This window comes from Chitinophaga sp. YIM B06452 (genome assembly GCF_039655965.1).
GTDB lineage: Bacteria > Bacteroidota > Bacteroidia > Chitinophagales > Chitinophagaceae > Chitinophaga.
The window spans coordinates 1-12,686 of the sequence record NZ_JAWLKY010000009.1 but is presented as its reverse complement, the minus strand read 5'-3'; the positions used below and the strand labels follow the sequence as shown (position 1 = coordinate 12,686).

The following is a 12,686-nucleotide window of genomic DNA, read 5'->3' as shown; positions in this document are numbered from 1 at the left end:
TCTACTGGTTAACTCGTTCAAACTTTACCACCCAAACCCACTGAGGCGCCTCCCAACTCCTCGGGCCGTTGATGGACTCCCAGAGGGTGCGGAAGGCGGTCCGTGGGTCCACCTCCCATTTGGCCCAAGGCCAGCCAGTTCCGTGCCCGTCTCCCGGAAACCCATCATGGTCTGGTATTCCATACTTCCAAGTCCTTCCATCGTCTTTTGATATACAGGCGAACCCTTCGGCCTTGGCATCCTCTTCGCAGATATCCTGCAGGCGCTCCACTCGGATATCGGTAACCTTCAGATACGTTCGGGCGAAATACCTGGGCAGGAAGCGGGCGCGCTGCCATTTTCCCAGTGACTTCCGGGCCCGGAGGCGGTCTACCGTCTCTGCTGGTAAATCCCTCGTGTGATGCCACGTGATTGTTCCGTCTTTAAATTCGCAACGCCAGTATCCTCCTTCCTCTCGGGTAATAAGGTGTTCCTCTCGGACCCAGAGGAGGTCGCCGGGTTTGCCGTATTGACAATATTCTTTAAGTCCGAAATATTCGGGCAATCCTTTAATTATTTCCTTTGTTTTAGCTTTAGGCGCATTTCCCCAGACAAGCCCCCCACTATCGTTTACCATAGACTGAGGGGAAATTATACGCCTTGTCTGGTTCTTCCTCCCCTTATTTATCGCCTCGACCATGGCCGGGCTGAATGATATGGGCTTTGCTGGTTGTTCGTGTCGGTTCATAATCATATTTTTAATGCATCCCTGAGATCTACTACTACGGCTTGGGCTTCCAACTCATCTGCAAACTCAATGAGGAGAGCCTGGACTTCATTACCGGACAAACCCTGTTTGCCAATATGATCGGCAATCATTCGGAGTGACCGTGCTGTATTCCGATGCATCAGGGAAACTGCTTCGTTTTTTGTAAAAACTTTGTCTTCATTTAAACTCATTGATGTGAATTTTTATCACACGGCCCGATAACTATAGGCACCCCTTCCTTTTTCTCGAAATACCTCCGAGATAATTCGAAATCGATTTTAAAACACATGGCGACTTTATCTTTACCACGGAACTCCATACCTGTTTTATCGATAGCCACATATTCACCTTCGGTAAATTCAGTCCTAAGCCATTGCTCCCCGTCTCGTTCAATAATGCTTTCGGTAGACGTTGGCTCAACTGTGCAATAAAACCGAAACCCTTTCCAGGTGTTGATATATTTCCCGAGTTTATTGGCCTCTTTGATCCATCCCATAGCTTTGCTTTTGCCCATTACCGCCGGGCCGGTTTAACATTTTTTCTTGATAAAATATTCCTGCCATTTTGTAAACCACCCGTACTTCCCTGTGAATCGCCAGAATCCCCATTCCCGGCGGCGTTTGCCCATCCACACCAGAGTGACCGCCCTCTTTTTGTTGACCAGCTCTACCCGGTGGATGTGATCAGCTGGTCGGTACAAGATAGCGCCAGGGTAATACCTCTTTTTGCCGCCCAACGGAGTTTCTTCTATGTAGCCCCGCCAGAGAAGGAGGGAGACAAAATTCCACGGGTGGTCGTGAAGGTCGTCCGTCCAGTCAGACCGGTGGAAAACGTGAAGGCATAGCTGCCAGTTCTTGGCTTCGATCAGCGTGTACCTGGTCAGGTACGGCAAATGAGCATCCCCGCGGGTCTCGCAGCCGTAAATCACCTTTTTGGATTGGAACAATTTCATGGCTGTTCTCCGCCTCCTTCCGGCTGTGTAGTTTCCGCCGTGAACAGCGCCATCGGCGGCAAACCGCTGGAAATCGTCTTAACGAAAATGGGCTCACCCCGATTGAGGAGCTGGAGATCCTCGTAGGATGGTTTCCAGGCAGTCAGGAAGTACTGGTATCCGTCTTCGTCAATTCCGCTAAAAGCCTCTGCGGGGATGTGTGGGACGATCTCGGGCCGAAGACATATCGCCTTGATGGTTTCGAAGCCGAACTTTGCCCAAATGCTGGTGCATTGCTCGTCGGTCATGTCCGCCGGCTTCTTTATCTCTGTGGAGCCTTCAAAATAAACAGGTATCATTCTTTACTTTTTATCGGTTAAAGATTCGGGAGGGGAAAGCTTAGGGGCCCAATGAGTGATCAGTGAATCGACAGTAATTTCTGTTCCTTCCCAATGATCACCTGTATGCCAGCATATGGTTTGGCCGAAATCATCGTCTTCATCGAATGATCCACCGTATACTTCCGTGTATGGTTCTGGCAACCTTTCCTCTATGCTGATCCACGGGCTTACCGGCTTCGTCTCCCCGGATGACAGGCGGGAAAGGAGTTGCCTTGCTTCATTCTCTAAAAAGGCCCCTCCGGAGAAATATGGCATTACCTTTTCCAGCATTGCCGAAAGTTCATCCCTCTGGCTCGTTATCTCCGCCAGCTGGTCCTGAAGAATAGCGCATGATTTTACGGCTACCTGGTAAGAGTATTCCAGATTGCGCGCTTTCCATTCTTCATTCTCCTTCTTCACGGCTTCCAGTTCTTTTGTTAATTCTACAATTGATAGACAGGCATCTTTATGATCTTGCAAAGCAGCATCCAGTTCCGCCCGGAGCGCGGTTAATTCGGCATCCTTTTTGCCCTTCTCTACCACCCAATTAGAAACCCTGTATATTTCCAGCTCTTCTTCTTGTCTACCTAATTGATTAAGGTATGCTTTCTTTATACTTTCCAGTTCCTTTATCCGCATATCCTTATCAGCGGTTTGCTGGGCGGCGTATTCAAATCCGGCACAATAGGCGTTCCATGAATCGACTGTGAATGAGATTGGCTCTTTTCCCTTGAACCATTTACCAAAGGCGTATTTAATATTTTCCTCCGCCGTCAGCTTGCCTTCCTGCGGCTGTTTTTGTTCGTTGCTCATTTTCCTCCGTTTAAATAGTGAACACGTTGTGCCGCTTCTTCCCGGTCGTTGTGATCTGAATCGGGCATCCATTCACCAGAGGGCGTGTAAAAGCCTACTGTCCACAATCCTGGTTCGCTTTGAATGTATACGTACATAATTTCAGTTGCCGGTGTCCCCCGGCGGGTTTAATTAAAAATCCTTGGGCGGATTGCCATTTATCCACTTTGAACAAATTTCTCTTGCCTCCTCACTTTGTTCCTTAACTCTATCAAACCGCGATGGATTATTCACATCCATTGCATAAATTGCCATCATCCTTTCTACAATCGCCCGTATACGATAGAAGTCACGCAGTGCGGCCATGGGAATCTTCGGCGGCTTCGCTTTCATACCTCTCCGGCCTCCTTCCGTTCAGGGGTGGGGATAAGGCCGCGTAACAAAAGATATTGTGTCTTCTCACTCTTAGACCACGCAGGATTCATAGCAAACTGGACTTCTTCAGCCATAAGATCAACTGCAATTCTGGCAGACGGTTCATATATTTTTAGTAAAAATTCGTCTTCTCCCAACCAAGAGCCAGGATTATAAACTTTTGCCATTTTTTTCGTTATCTCGCGGACGCGCTGGTCGTATGTTTTGTTCTCGCTCATGATTAGCTATTTTACCGATACTGTTTTTCTCCCGTCCCATTCGCCGTTGTCGAGCATTCGGACTATTTTGTCGGCTTCAGAAAACGCTCGTTCCTTGTGTTTAGCCACCGAAAGGATCCGAACGATACATTTCGACGGCTTTACGCCCTTCCCGATTGCTTTTTTATCCCAACGGAATATGTTGATCGAAAACGATCTTCCCCATGAGGCAAAACCTTCGGCGCTCCTCCTGTCAAATGCATGCGTGCCGGGGGCGGGCGTGTTATGATTGTTTCCTTTGCTCATTGGTCGCCGGTTTCCGTAGCCGGTGCGGTTGTTATTTCCTTCATGGTTTTGTCCAGTTCTGCAGCATCAATCACCATGCAAACGACGATGTGGGTTTGCGGCAGTCCCACCATTTGCTTTCTTATCAGATGCCCTGTTGCGTCATCAACGCCGAATGACAAGATGCTGCCAGCTTTTACGCTCCTGCACTCTGTCAGAGTATTTGACAGCCTAACGTCCTTGTTGCGATCGGCCATTATACCAATGGCACGAAATTTCAACTCGTTTTTATTCATTTCTCTCCGGTAACGGCCCGGTCTCCGTTTAAAAGGTGAGGGTGTTGGTGGATGTTGCCAATGACTTTTACCACAAGTGCGTCTGTTCGATCCATCGGACCGACATATCCTGCGGTTACATGCCGGGTGAAGAAGCCTGTGTGAATGAAGCCGTCCAAGTGATATTCACCGAAAATCACTTCGTAGGTTTCCTCAGAATCATGCAGAATATCACCTTCATAGATTTCGGTCCCTGACTTGTCCTTCAATCCGGTGAATTGCCCGACTGTTTCCGGATTTACGTCCACAGCACCTCCGTCTCTGGTCGTTTTGTCGTCGATCAATGGGTAATCTCCTCCATTATAGAATCCATAGACCCATGAGATGTTGTCTGTTCGATCTCCCCTGAATTTTATTTCCCTTTTCATGCTTTCAGTCTTTTATTCGCGTCTTCGGCGGTGAGTGATGAAGGGAATTCGCTGTATTCACTGCCGTCCAGAAGGCGGCCGGCAGTCTTCTTTCCCAATTTCTTAAAGGCTTGAACCCTTTGCCCGAAACACTGCATCTGCCGCGGTTCTATGTCGCTATCGATGGCTATCCCTCGCTCATTGCACCAGATTTTACCAGGTTCACTTCCCCAAAAGTCAACAGGAGCCCACTCCCCCCATTGCTTAAAGAAGAACGCTACTCCCGCAGCAGCACACTGATCACGGATACCTCTCACCCAATCCGGATGCATCGGCCGCGCATGAGGACCTGATTCACCGCCGACAATTACCCAATCAATTCCAGCTTCAACAGGTCTGCTGTAATCCTCAATTGCGCCAGCAAGAGTCGCCCGTATAATTTCGTCGCTCGATTGAGCCTGCCGGCGGAGGGTTAATGGCCCAAGTAGCGGCTCCATCGAAAGGAATCGTACCCTGGCCGGCACTTGGAGAAGATGCGGTATTCGTGTGTCAGCGGCAGCTTGGTTCTCTACACTGGTGCCTATCCATACGTTATCCGGAAGGCGGCCTCCCCATCGTTCGGGAATTAAGGGAAGGATATTCTCCGGCCGCTTGGTAAGCAACTGCCAGATGAGGTGGGGAGTGTTTTCAATAAGGATGAACAGCCGCTTCAGGTGTGGCAGGGTGTCGGGGTGCCCTTCGAACACATCGGCCATTGATGCACAGAAGACTTTAGCCATTTTGCCTGCTTTCTCTGCAGCAGCGTTCCACTTCAGGGGCTGGCGCCAGTATGCTTCGCTCATTTGCTTCCGAGGACTTCCCGGGCCCCAGTGTCCGCCCTTCCACCGGTTGTCCAAGGTTTCGGCATAGCAGTTTTTACAGCCTTCCGACACCTTCATGCACCCATGCCAGGGGTTGAATGTGTGATCTGTCCATTCTATTTTGCTGTTTTGCATATCTTTTGGTATTTTTAATAAAACCTATACGTTATGATGCCTGCATTCATTAAACCTTCGCTTTCACCCTTATTTGAAAAAATCTCATTAGACTACAAACAAAAATATCCGCGCCTCAATCTCACAAAATCAGTAATGATATACTACCAAAGCGGCCCTATTGAAAACATTCAGTATTATTTCGCGACCGATTTTCCGAATGATGAGGAATTAAAGGCCGTAGTTCATGCCGCGATTACTGAAGTAGCGGAGGGAAAACGAATAAGCGTAGTATCAACTTCAAAGTGATTCCTATCGTGTCGGTTTTGCTTTATAGAATTCAATCGTATAAATCAACCCAATCCGGTCCCACCGATGCACAGTCCTTGACAACGACTCCAGCAACTTCACCTTATCCTCGCCGATCTTTTTCACAAGGCCTTCCCGGTACCGGATCAGATTTCCATGAAGGTGCATGTTACAGGGAACACACTGTCCATGGACGTTATCCTCGTTGAAGCGCAGGGCAGCGCAGTGGCCCGCGGAGAAAAAGTGGCCGGCGTTCATCTGGCTTAGGCCCTTAGTCTCACCGCAGGAAATGCAGGTAAAATAACCGCCCTGGTCGTCCCGTTTTCGGATATAGGTATTGAAGTGTTTCGTCGCCAGCTTTACCAGGTCCTGAATCCCTTTCTTTTCGTATTGCTTAATTTGTTTTGCTGATAGTTCCATGCTCATGCCACTTTAACAGCTGTTCCGTAACTCAAGTATCTCGTCAACAGATCATCTACTGTCACTCCGTAAAATCTCGCAATTGTGAGCATCGGGCCGTATCGCGGAGCGCAAATACCTTCTTCCCACTTCGCGTAGTTGGATTTGTTGATCTCCATTTCATCGCAAAGCTTCTGCATGCTTAACCCTTTTGTTTCCCGGAGGAAGAGCAGGTTACAGGCGAGCATTTTCAAAAAATCTTGCTTCCCTTTAATCTTCATTCTTTACAAAGTTTTCTGTCAATAAATCGTTTACCGTGATGCCGTAGAACTCAGCCAGCCTCACAAGGGCCGAGAGGGGAGGTGATACTCTTCCATTTTCGTACGCTTGGTAAGTTTTTGCCGAAATTCCCGTTCTCTCTCCAGCTACCTTTTGGTTCCACCCTTTTTTCGTTCGTAGGGCCCGCAGGTTGGCGCCGACTATTTTTTTGAAGTCCTTTTGACTCATACTCTTCTGTCCTCTCCGGACAAGGTTATCAGGTTAAACATTTCCCTCATCCTGCTACGAACACGCTCTCCGTAATATTCACCTATCTCTTCAGCAGTCAGGTTTGTAGTCAGATGCGTGAAATGATGCGGCGTGGATGCGTTGTCGTACCGGTTCAAAATGAGATCTTGCATAACATTCACCGTATCTCCGAAGTTCTTCTTTATACCCTCCGTACCCAGGTCGTCAAAACACACCCCCAGTTGTTTCTGGTAAAAGTTATCCGCGGAGCTGGGAGTGCTGAGTGGACGGGACCAGATGTGAAGCAGCTCTTCGCCGGCAGTTTTGAACTGATCCGCCATTTTCCTGCAGCTGACTACAGTAAAGGATTGCTTTTGATTTCCCGTGAACAGGCTCATCATGGTGGTTTTTCCTGTTCCGACCGGCCCGCACAGCATAATTCCTTTTTTCAGGGAGAAACCATCCTTTTCGAAGGCTGGATTTTCAGTGAAGTACTGGCACAGCTGCTTGAAGACCTCTTCATTGTGCTCGTCCAGGTCGAACTTTAGCCCCTTTCTTTCCGCTCTCCACTCAACGTAGAGGGCAAGCTCCCTGGAAGTGAACGGAGTTTGCATCCGAATTTCCCATTGCCGTCGCCGTTCAGCTTCCGCCTCGTGGTCGAGGAGTCGTTTTTTCTTCTCCAGTGCTTCCTTCAAGGCCAAGGCTTTTTCTTCGTCGGTCAATTCATAGCCTGCCGTAAGTTCTTGGACCACTGGGTACAGCAACTCCTGTAGGCTTTTGATTTTCTGTTCCCGTTTTACTTCTTCCATTTTTCATTCGTTGTAAAATGTTCTGAATGTGCCTTTCAACCTGGTGAAGGCTGAAAGATTTGTAGAAATCGTCTTTAGAGACGAATTCAGCCACTTTAGACCAACTGGTGAGGATTGTATCCACACACTTGCTATTGTCAGGCTCGTAGGGCTCCTTTTTCACTTTTGCGATGAACCTGGACAATCCTCCCAATGCCTGGTTGTCCTTCTCTGAATCCTGGGGATAGTCTGGTAGCTTTGCCAGCCAGGTTTCCAGCATCAGCGGAACTAAGTGACGAATCGGGAGTTCGGCCGCGGCGCCCTCAGTTTGCGGAGCCGGATTTTCTGTTTTTACCGGTGGAGAGTTTCCAGAAAGTTCAGGGACAGTTTCCCTTTCCCTTCCTTTATCTCCATTCCCTTCCTTATTCCCTTCCTGGGTTCCCAGTTGCTTCCCAGTTGCTTCCCAGTGTTTCACATTTACTTCCCCTATGTGTGGTGGCGGATAAATACTCTCTTCGGCTGCTTCTTTCCCGGTGAACCGCTGGTGTTTCGAAAAAGTGACTATTTGAACAAGCGCCAATTCTGTTACAGGCTGCTCTGGGGCTAATACCCTGCCGGAGGCATTCACATTAACCTTGTACCTGATGATGAACCCCGCGCTTTGCAGTTCGTTCAATCCTTTTTCGATGTCATAGTTCTCGTAGGGAAAAATTTCAGCTTTGAGTCGCTTTGGCCGGTCTTCCAGTCTGCCGTCTCGATCTGCCTGTGTCCACAACCCGATAAAAAGGAGCCTGGTCATGGCAGATAGTTCGGCTATATCTTCGTTCTTGAAAAATTGCGGTTTTATCGTTCGGATCCTCGCCATCAGTCGTCATGTTTAAAAAGTGGGAGGCTGAGCCTCCCTTATACTACTTTTCAAGTACCAGGAACCCTAATTCCTGAATTTTCCCAACTTCAGCTTCGATCCTTTCGTTGGAAGCTTCATAAATCACTTCGTTCAATTCAGCACTTTCGAACCAGAAAAACACGTTCTGTTCAGTTGTGTCGTAACAAATATCCAGAGCGAGGCGAACTGGCTTCTCCCCAACAAAGACTGGTATTTCAATGATCGTGCTGACCGGAACATTTTCTGCAGTCACTTTCTTGTCGAATTCATTAGCTTTGTTGCCACGGTTATCTTCGGTCCGGCTGGCATTGATGTTTACATTTACCTTTAAATTCTTCACGGTAGAAAGGAGTTGTCCATGGGCCTCCTTGTCGGGGAAATACTGACGGTTTGTCCGCAGGAAGCCCATCAGTGTTTCCCGGCTGAAGTTGGACCCGACCTGATTAATTTTGAAACCCCTTAATTCAGGGTTTACTTCGATCTTTCCCAGAACTGTGTCGTTTTCTATGGAATTGTTGGGGTTGGTCTGAGCTTCGATGGTGAGAGCCTTACGATCTACCATAACTACAGCGAAACGTTTATCGATATCTTTTTCGCGGTGAGCCAGGAATAGATACACTGATGTTAAAACACCCGAAGCGCTGAATTGTAATCGCTTCGGAATTGGTGGTAATTCGGGCAGCTGGCCGGAACGATCTTCGATAATGAGTCGGTCGCCGGCAACGTTCAATGTTAATTCTTTCGGCATTTTAGATTTGAGATTTAAGGTGATGGTTTTATTTTGCTTCTCTCAGTGCGGTCATAACCGTCTTCTGAGCTTCTGAGGGACGAAGGCGCCGGGAGTAAACCTGTTCACCATTATCGTCATAAAAGAACACCATTCCCTCGTCATGATCTTTGAATCCGTGGAGAGCTCCTGAAATTGTTTCTTGTTTGGTTTTGATCTTCTGAAGCCGCTCCTGGATTGTTTCGTTAACAGGATCGAGGCGGCTTTTAAACTGCTTCATGATCGTCTTCTTTTCGTCCTCTATCTCCGAACGAAGGATACAGTCTTCAGACAGTTGTTCACGTTCAATATCAAGCTCAGCAGGTGTGAGCGTGCGGGTATATGTCGCATCTTCTTCAGTGAAGTCCGCGCTGTCCCTTAGAATTCTGGCCCGATCTTCAGGCGTGTAATCTTGATGAAGGAATCTTTCCATATTTTATTGATTGAATGGTGAAATTGAATACTCTTTGCAATGCACCTTTTCCCCTGTGCTATCTTCAACTTCCACTGTCCGGTCAAAAATTTGTAACTGGTGCCGGTTGCGGAGATCAGAAATACGGGAGTTGAGGTAGCCGATCCGTAATATTCTGACAGCTGGGCTCATGCAGGTAATCGTGTTACCTTCAGAGAGATATCGGTATAGCCGGCCGTTTTGCCCTTTTATCCGCTCTACGTTGATCGGTGATGATGTGGTGAAGTCAATAGCTGTCTGCATTACACCTGAATTTGGTCTTTAATTACTGAGAATCGTCCTTTCTTCCCCTCCACAATCAGCACATCCCCATGCTCTGCTACCAGTGTGACTTTTTCACCCCTTAACCCGTACACAACCGGTTTGCCTCCAGGGTGGAACATGCTGAATATGTCGCAGGTAAGGGTCATGATACTTTTTGAGCTCCGGCAATGTGCTTTCCTTTATAGCCCTTCCGGTGGATGAAAGGAGTGGAGCCCGTTACTTTAAACTCCCGGTCGAAATCATCGGCTACCGCCTCCATGCTCAATTTCGTTTCAGGATCTTGGAGTACATATAGCCGGCGCCCGAACTGATTGTACTCTCCCGTGATCTTCCGGCTGATGGTCACCTTTTGCCCTTTTGTTGTGAAAGTCCTGGTGAATGTTTGTCCTACCATGCTTTTAATATTTATACTGTTTGGCCCAAGTATCATAGTCGAAGAATCCTGGTTTAAGCGGCTGGTTCTTTTTCTTTGCCTTACGTGCCAGGTGTGTCTCCGCAGTGAAAATGTGCCCGTTTATTTCCTGTCCCATCTTAATTGCCTTCCAAATTTTGCCGTGACCCAGTTTCTCCGCCTTCATCGCTTCAACTATCGATTCCCACTCTTTCACCTGAACGGTCCGCTTGCGAAGTACCTTCCACTTAATAACTTTGACCTGTTGCCGCGCCATGAATTATTGGTTTCCTGAATACTGAAAGGCAAACTGTTCAGCTTTTAAGGCAGATATACAGGTCCTCAATACATCAAGGGTGTGTGTGATCGCCTTGTTAACCCTCTCACAATGCTCGTAATCAGATTCTTCGTCTCCGCTTCTCGCTTGGGCATAATCAGTAGCAACCGAAGGGGTGATTTTCAGCCCGCTGGCGGCTTTGCTGAATGCATAGTTGTCGTATGCCCTTACTTTAGCAGCGCGCCATTTCTTCTTGGCAATTGCCATTTGCTCACCAGAAAAGGCCAGCCATGCTGCCAGTTGCCCGGCAAGATCTACCATGAAGGAAATGGACTGGACGGATGTGATCTTTTCATTGATCTGTTCCAACTCTGTCTGTATTGCATGTATTTCGCTCATTCTTAATTCCATAGAACAATAGTTTTAGGATTATTTGCCGAGGGTAACCTTAAAGGAAGAAGTTGAGGTTTTGATTGGGGGAAACACTTTGTAGGTTTCTCCCGTGTCGGGATCCGTTTCGATAAGTGGCTTTGTAATGGCCTTCAGGAGCTTTTCCCGTTCTTTCAAGGCCTCTTGGAGAGGAGCTATCTTCTCAGAAAGAGCTTGCCAAACCGGATCGCTGGAATAGTCGTATTTAACCCCTACCTCAGCCAGCTCAAACTTCGCTTCCAGCTTGGTAAGGCCCTCTTTACCGTATTTTTCAAGTTCCTCGCGAACAAGGGGCTCAATGAGTTTGCGTGAAGATTCACACAAGCTTTTGGTTGCTTCGAGTTTAGCGACAACTTCAAAAGCATCGTTTGCGCCACTTCTTACAATATCTGCAAGGTTTTCAGCCAATTTTTGGATGTTACTCTTTGTAGGGAGGATATCCATGCCTATATATGAAAGTGCTTGCTGCTGCATATTGATAGTGTTTATTTCGTTTATGTATTGTTCTTCCTGCATGGGCTCTGACTGCTGCAGGAACAGTTCGCGGTTGCTGATCATTGTTTTAATTTGTTGTACTTGTCAGTGCCGGCTTTCTTCACATCAGCGTCTTTTTTGAATAAATCTGGATACATTTCTTTTAGCTGTGAGAGGTCTTCGACGGTTTTGGATAAGCCAATTAATCTCATACATTCGTCCTTTTCCACTTCGTAAGTAGATTTAGGGTCCGGCATACTTCCGTCAGGATCTTGGTTCTTCAATTCCTCCGTCGGGATTAGGAACATCTGCATGAGTGCGTATTTCAACGCAACGCTGTTGGCCTTGTTCGTGCCTTTATCCGCAGAGTCCATCGCTTCGCCGATAAGGATAGCCTCTATGAAGCTGCCGTCTTCGGCGACAAACTTGAACTTAATCTTCTGGATGGTCCACAATAAAAGGCCCCCCTTTGAGCTTGTACGCTCCTCTCTCTGGATATCAAGTATCTCAGGGACAATGATCACTCCATTCGCGGCGAAGGCACTGTGAAGCGCATTGTATAGATCGTCTATGCCGCGGTAGTTGAATCCCTGCTGTTGGTTCTTTTTGTCCTTGCCGATGTGTTCTACTGACCGCATGATCGCTACCATGCTTTTGTGAATCTGTTTTGTTTCCATAACTCTAGGTTTCGATATAATTTCTTGCTGGGCTGTTAGTTCTTAGTTTCCAGCTGCTTGATAATTTCGCCTCCGAAGTGATCTTTAGTGATAGAGATGAACTCCTCAACGGTCATCTTTCCCTCCAGATCAATTCCCTGCTGTTTGATAAACAGATTTTTTCCGGACTGACATGAGCCTGTAAGGGTGGAATGCCATTCGTAAAACAGTTTAGATTCGTACTGGATGCCTCGTTTGAATGTAGAATTGAACGCTGCAATCCTCTCCGTTACATCTAGCTGAGAATAGTATTTATTCTCAGCATCCCTTCTTGCGTCTTTAAGTGTGTCACCGTGAGCGAAGCACCCATTAAAGTTGAAAACAACCTGAGGAGTTATCGATAAGTCTGTTATGTTGATGACGTTCACCATAGCGAACGGCTGGGCCTTTTTAATGGCAGTGAAGTAACAAGGAATGCCATCAATGTAATAGACCTTTTTGCCCTTATATGATTGAAGTGTTAGGCCGTAGCCGGAGCCGTCGCCGTAGCCGTCGCCGTCGCCGGAGCCGTCGCCGTAGCCGGAGCCGTAGCCGTAGCCGGAGCCGTAGCCGGAGCCGTCGCCGTCGCCGTAGCCGGAGCCGTC

24 protein-coding genes are annotated in these 12,686 nt (G+C 47.8%); 1 reads left to right on the top strand and 23 read right to left on the bottom strand.

Going from position 1 to position 12,686, the window contains the following annotated elements:
- Position 1: 1 nt before the first annotated feature.
- The 11 genes from R3I13_RS26145 to R3I13_RS26095 form a co-directional block, all read right to left on the bottom strand.
- Entirely contained in the window at positions 2-727 is a 726-nt protein-coding gene (locus tag R3I13_RS26145; RefSeq protein WP_346320952.1) for a hypothetical protein, read from the bottom strand.
- A 2-nt stretch (positions 728-729) separates the two neighbouring features.
- Positions 730-939: a hypothetical protein gene (locus tag R3I13_RS26140; RefSeq protein ID WP_346320951.1), complete on the bottom strand. Its 210-nt coding sequence runs from the start codon at positions 937-939 to the stop codon at positions 730-732.
- A complete protein-coding gene (locus R3I13_RS26135; RefSeq protein WP_346320950.1) occupies positions 936-1,244 on the bottom strand; it encodes a hypothetical protein in 309 nt (102 codons plus the stop codon). The genes R3I13_RS26140 and R3I13_RS26135 overlap by 4 nt, the downstream gene beginning before the upstream one ends.
- Before the next feature lie 33 nt (positions 1,245-1,277).
- Positions 1,278-1,700 (bottom strand): hypothetical protein, encoded by a 423-nt coding sequence (locus R3I13_RS26130; protein WP_346320949.1) that lies wholly within the window; start codon positions 1,698-1,700, stop codon positions 1,278-1,280.
- The gene (locus R3I13_RS26125) at positions 1,697-2,038 is read right to left on the bottom strand and encodes a hypothetical protein (protein ID WP_346320948.1); all 342 of its coding nucleotides are present in this window, start codon (positions 2,036-2,038) and stop codon (positions 1,697-1,699) included. The genes R3I13_RS26130 and R3I13_RS26125 overlap by 4 nt, the downstream gene beginning before the upstream one ends.
- Before the next feature lie 3 nt (positions 2,039-2,041).
- Positions 2,042-2,872: a DUF551 domain-containing protein gene (locus R3I13_RS26120; RefSeq protein WP_346320947.1), complete on the bottom strand. Its 831-nt coding sequence runs from the start codon at positions 2,870-2,872 to the stop codon at positions 2,042-2,044.
- Positions 2,873-3,240: 368 nt separating this feature from the next.
- Positions 3,241-3,504 (bottom strand): hypothetical protein, encoded by a 264-nt coding sequence (locus tag R3I13_RS26115; protein WP_346320946.1) that lies wholly within the window; start codon positions 3,502-3,504, stop codon positions 3,241-3,243.
- Positions 3,505-3,510: 6 nt separating this feature from the next.
- Positions 3,511-3,789, bottom strand: coding sequence for a hypothetical protein (locus R3I13_RS26110; RefSeq protein WP_346320945.1), 279 nt, complete (start codon positions 3,787-3,789; stop codon positions 3,511-3,513).
- Entirely contained in the window at positions 3,786-4,064 is a 279-nt protein-coding gene (locus tag R3I13_RS26105; RefSeq protein WP_346320944.1) for a hypothetical protein, read from the bottom strand. The genes R3I13_RS26110 and R3I13_RS26105 overlap by 4 nt, the downstream gene beginning before the upstream one ends.
- Positions 4,061-4,471: a YopX family protein gene (locus R3I13_RS26100; RefSeq protein WP_346320943.1), complete on the bottom strand. Its 411-nt coding sequence runs from the start codon at positions 4,469-4,471 to the stop codon at positions 4,061-4,063. The genes R3I13_RS26105 and R3I13_RS26100 overlap by 4 nt, the downstream gene beginning before the upstream one ends.
- Complete coding sequence (locus R3I13_RS26095) at positions 4,468-5,445, bottom strand: phage Gp37/Gp68 family protein (RefSeq protein WP_346320942.1); 978 nt, start codon at positions 5,443-5,445, stop codon at positions 4,468-4,470. The genes R3I13_RS26100 and R3I13_RS26095 overlap by 4 nt, the downstream gene beginning before the upstream one ends.
- A gap of 33 nt (positions 5,446-5,478) precedes the next feature.
- On the opposite strand from R3I13_RS26095, the gene R3I13_RS26090 reads away from it, so the two are divergent.
- Positions 5,479-5,733 (top strand): hypothetical protein, encoded by a 255-nt coding sequence (locus R3I13_RS26090; protein ID WP_346320941.1) that lies wholly within the window; start codon positions 5,479-5,481, stop codon positions 5,731-5,733.
- A gap of 3 nt (positions 5,734-5,736) precedes the next feature.
- Here R3I13_RS26090 and R3I13_RS26085 read toward each other — a convergent pair whose 3' ends face one another.
- The 12 genes from R3I13_RS26085 to R3I13_RS26030 form a co-directional block, all read right to left on the bottom strand.
- A complete protein-coding gene (locus R3I13_RS26085; RefSeq protein WP_346320940.1) occupies positions 5,737-6,153 on the bottom strand; it encodes a recombination protein NinG in 417 nt (138 codons plus the stop codon).
- Positions 6,154-6,155: 2 nt separating this feature from the next.
- On the bottom strand, positions 6,156-6,413 hold the full coding sequence (locus tag R3I13_RS26080) for a helix-turn-helix transcriptional regulator (protein WP_346320939.1): 258 nt from the start codon (positions 6,411-6,413) through the stop codon (positions 6,156-6,158).
- A gap of 222 nt (positions 6,414-6,635) precedes the next feature.
- Positions 6,636-7,448 (bottom strand): hypothetical protein, encoded by an 813-nt coding sequence (locus tag R3I13_RS26075; RefSeq protein ID WP_346320938.1) that lies wholly within the window; start codon positions 7,446-7,448, stop codon positions 6,636-6,638.
- A complete protein-coding gene (locus R3I13_RS26070; RefSeq protein WP_346320937.1) occupies positions 7,363-8,292 on the bottom strand; it encodes a hypothetical protein in 930 nt (309 codons plus the stop codon). Before R3I13_RS26070 ends, R3I13_RS26075 begins: the two co-directional genes overlap by 86 nt.
- Positions 8,293-8,335: 43 nt before the next feature.
- Positions 8,336-9,061, bottom strand: coding sequence for a hypothetical protein (locus R3I13_RS26065; RefSeq protein WP_346320936.1), 726 nt, complete (start codon positions 9,059-9,061; stop codon positions 8,336-8,338).
- 28 nt (positions 9,062-9,089) lie between these two features.
- Entirely contained in the window at positions 9,090-9,512 is a 423-nt protein-coding gene (locus tag R3I13_RS26060; RefSeq protein WP_346320935.1) for a hypothetical protein, read from the bottom strand.
- 445 nt (positions 9,513-9,957) lie between these two features.
- Complete coding sequence (locus tag R3I13_RS26055) at positions 9,958-10,209, bottom strand: hypothetical protein (protein ID WP_346320934.1); 252 nt, start codon at positions 10,207-10,209, stop codon at positions 9,958-9,960.
- A gap of 4 nt (positions 10,210-10,213) precedes the next feature.
- Positions 10,214-10,483 (bottom strand): hypothetical protein, encoded by a 270-nt coding sequence (locus R3I13_RS26050; RefSeq protein WP_346320933.1) that lies wholly within the window; start codon positions 10,481-10,483, stop codon positions 10,214-10,216.
- A 3-nt stretch (positions 10,484-10,486) separates the two neighbouring features.
- Positions 10,487-10,894 (bottom strand): hypothetical protein, encoded by a 408-nt coding sequence (locus R3I13_RS26045; RefSeq protein ID WP_346320932.1) that lies wholly within the window; start codon positions 10,892-10,894, stop codon positions 10,487-10,489.
- A gap of 18 nt (positions 10,895-10,912) precedes the next feature.
- Entirely contained in the window at positions 10,913-11,470 is a 558-nt protein-coding gene (locus R3I13_RS26040) for a hypothetical protein (protein ID WP_346320931.1), read from the bottom strand.
- Positions 11,467-12,063 carry an ERF family protein gene (locus R3I13_RS26035; protein ID WP_346320930.1) on the bottom strand — a complete coding sequence of 199 codons (597 nt, stop codon included), beginning with the start codon at positions 12,061-12,063 and terminating at the stop codon, positions 11,467-11,469. The genes R3I13_RS26040 and R3I13_RS26035 overlap by 4 nt, the downstream gene beginning before the upstream one ends.
- Positions 12,064-12,098: 35 nt before the next feature.
- Positions 12,099-12,686 (bottom strand): hypothetical protein (locus R3I13_RS26030; protein WP_346320929.1); only part of this gene is annotated, 588 nt, incomplete at its 5' end.

Excerpts from the sequence above, each read along its gene's own strand:
- R3I13_RS26145 (WP_346320952.1), bottom strand. The coding sequence starts at position 727 with ATGAACCGACACGAACAACCAGCAAAGCCCATATCATTCAGCCCGGCC.
- R3I13_RS26140 (WP_346320951.1), bottom strand. The coding sequence starts at position 939 with ATGAGTTTAAATGAAGACAAAGTTTTTACAAAAAACGAAGCAGTTTCC.
- R3I13_RS26135 (WP_346320950.1), bottom strand. The coding sequence starts at position 1,244 with ATGGGATGGATCAAAGAGGCCAATAAACTCGGGAAATATATCAACACC.
- R3I13_RS26130 (WP_346320949.1), bottom strand. The coding sequence starts at position 1,700 with ATGAAATTGTTCCAATCCAAAAAGGTGATTTACGGCTGCGAGACCCGC.
- R3I13_RS26125 (WP_346320948.1), bottom strand. The coding sequence starts at position 2,038 with ATGATACCTGTTTATTTTGAAGGCTCCACAGAGATAAAGAAGCCGGCG.
- R3I13_RS26120 (WP_346320947.1), bottom strand. The coding sequence starts at position 2,872 with ATGAGCAACGAACAAAAACAGCCGCAGGAAGGCAAGCTGACGGCGGAG.
- R3I13_RS26115 (WP_346320946.1), bottom strand. The coding sequence starts at position 3,504 with ATGAGCGAGAACAAAACATACGACCAGCGCGTCCGCGAGATAACGAAA.
- R3I13_RS26110 (WP_346320945.1), bottom strand. The coding sequence starts at position 3,789 with ATGAGCAAAGGAAACAATCATAACACGCCCGCCCCCGGCACGCATGCA.
- R3I13_RS26105 (WP_346320944.1), bottom strand. The coding sequence starts at position 4,064 with ATGAATAAAAACGAGTTGAAATTTCGTGCCATTGGTATAATGGCCGAT.
- R3I13_RS26100 (WP_346320943.1), bottom strand. The coding sequence starts at position 4,471 with ATGAAAAGGGAAATAAAATTCAGGGGAGATCGAACAGACAACATCTCA.
- R3I13_RS26095 (WP_346320942.1), bottom strand. The coding sequence starts at position 5,445 with ATGCAAAACAGCAAAATAGAATGGACAGATCACACATTCAACCCCTGG.
- R3I13_RS26090 (WP_346320941.1), top strand. The coding sequence starts at position 5,479 with ATGATGCCTGCATTCATTAAACCTTCGCTTTCACCCTTATTTGAAAAA.
- R3I13_RS26085 (WP_346320940.1), bottom strand. The coding sequence starts at position 6,153 with ATGGAACTATCAGCAAAACAAATTAAGCAATACGAAAAGAAAGGGATT.
- R3I13_RS26080 (WP_346320939.1), bottom strand. The coding sequence starts at position 6,413 with ATGAAGATTAAAGGGAAGCAAGATTTTTTGAAAATGCTCGCCTGTAAC.
- R3I13_RS26075 (WP_346320938.1), bottom strand. The coding sequence starts at position 7,448 with ATGGAAGAAGTAAAACGGGAACAGAAAATCAAAAGCCTACAGGAGTTG.
- R3I13_RS26070 (WP_346320937.1), bottom strand. The coding sequence starts at position 8,292 with ATGGCGAGGATCCGAACGATAAAACCGCAATTTTTCAAGAACGAAGAT.
- R3I13_RS26065 (WP_346320936.1), bottom strand. The coding sequence starts at position 9,061 with ATGCCGAAAGAATTAACATTGAACGTTGCCGGCGACCGACTCATTATC.
- R3I13_RS26060 (WP_346320935.1), bottom strand. The coding sequence starts at position 9,512 with ATGGAAAGATTCCTTCATCAAGATTACACGCCTGAAGATCGGGCCAGA.
- R3I13_RS26055 (WP_346320934.1), bottom strand. The coding sequence starts at position 10,209 with ATGGTAGGACAAACATTCACCAGGACTTTCACAACAAAAGGGCAAAAG.
- R3I13_RS26050 (WP_346320933.1), bottom strand. The coding sequence starts at position 10,483 with ATGGCGCGGCAACAGGTCAAAGTTATTAAGTGGAAGGTACTTCGCAAG.
- R3I13_RS26045 (WP_346320932.1), bottom strand. The coding sequence starts at position 10,894 with ATGGAATTAAGAATGAGCGAAATACATGCAATACAGACAGAGTTGGAA.
- R3I13_RS26040 (WP_346320931.1), bottom strand. The coding sequence starts at position 11,470 with ATGATCAGCAACCGCGAACTGTTCCTGCAGCAGTCAGAGCCCATGCAG.
- R3I13_RS26035 (WP_346320930.1), bottom strand. The coding sequence starts at position 12,063 with ATGGAAACAAAACAGATTCACAAAAGCATGGTAGCGATCATGCGGTCA.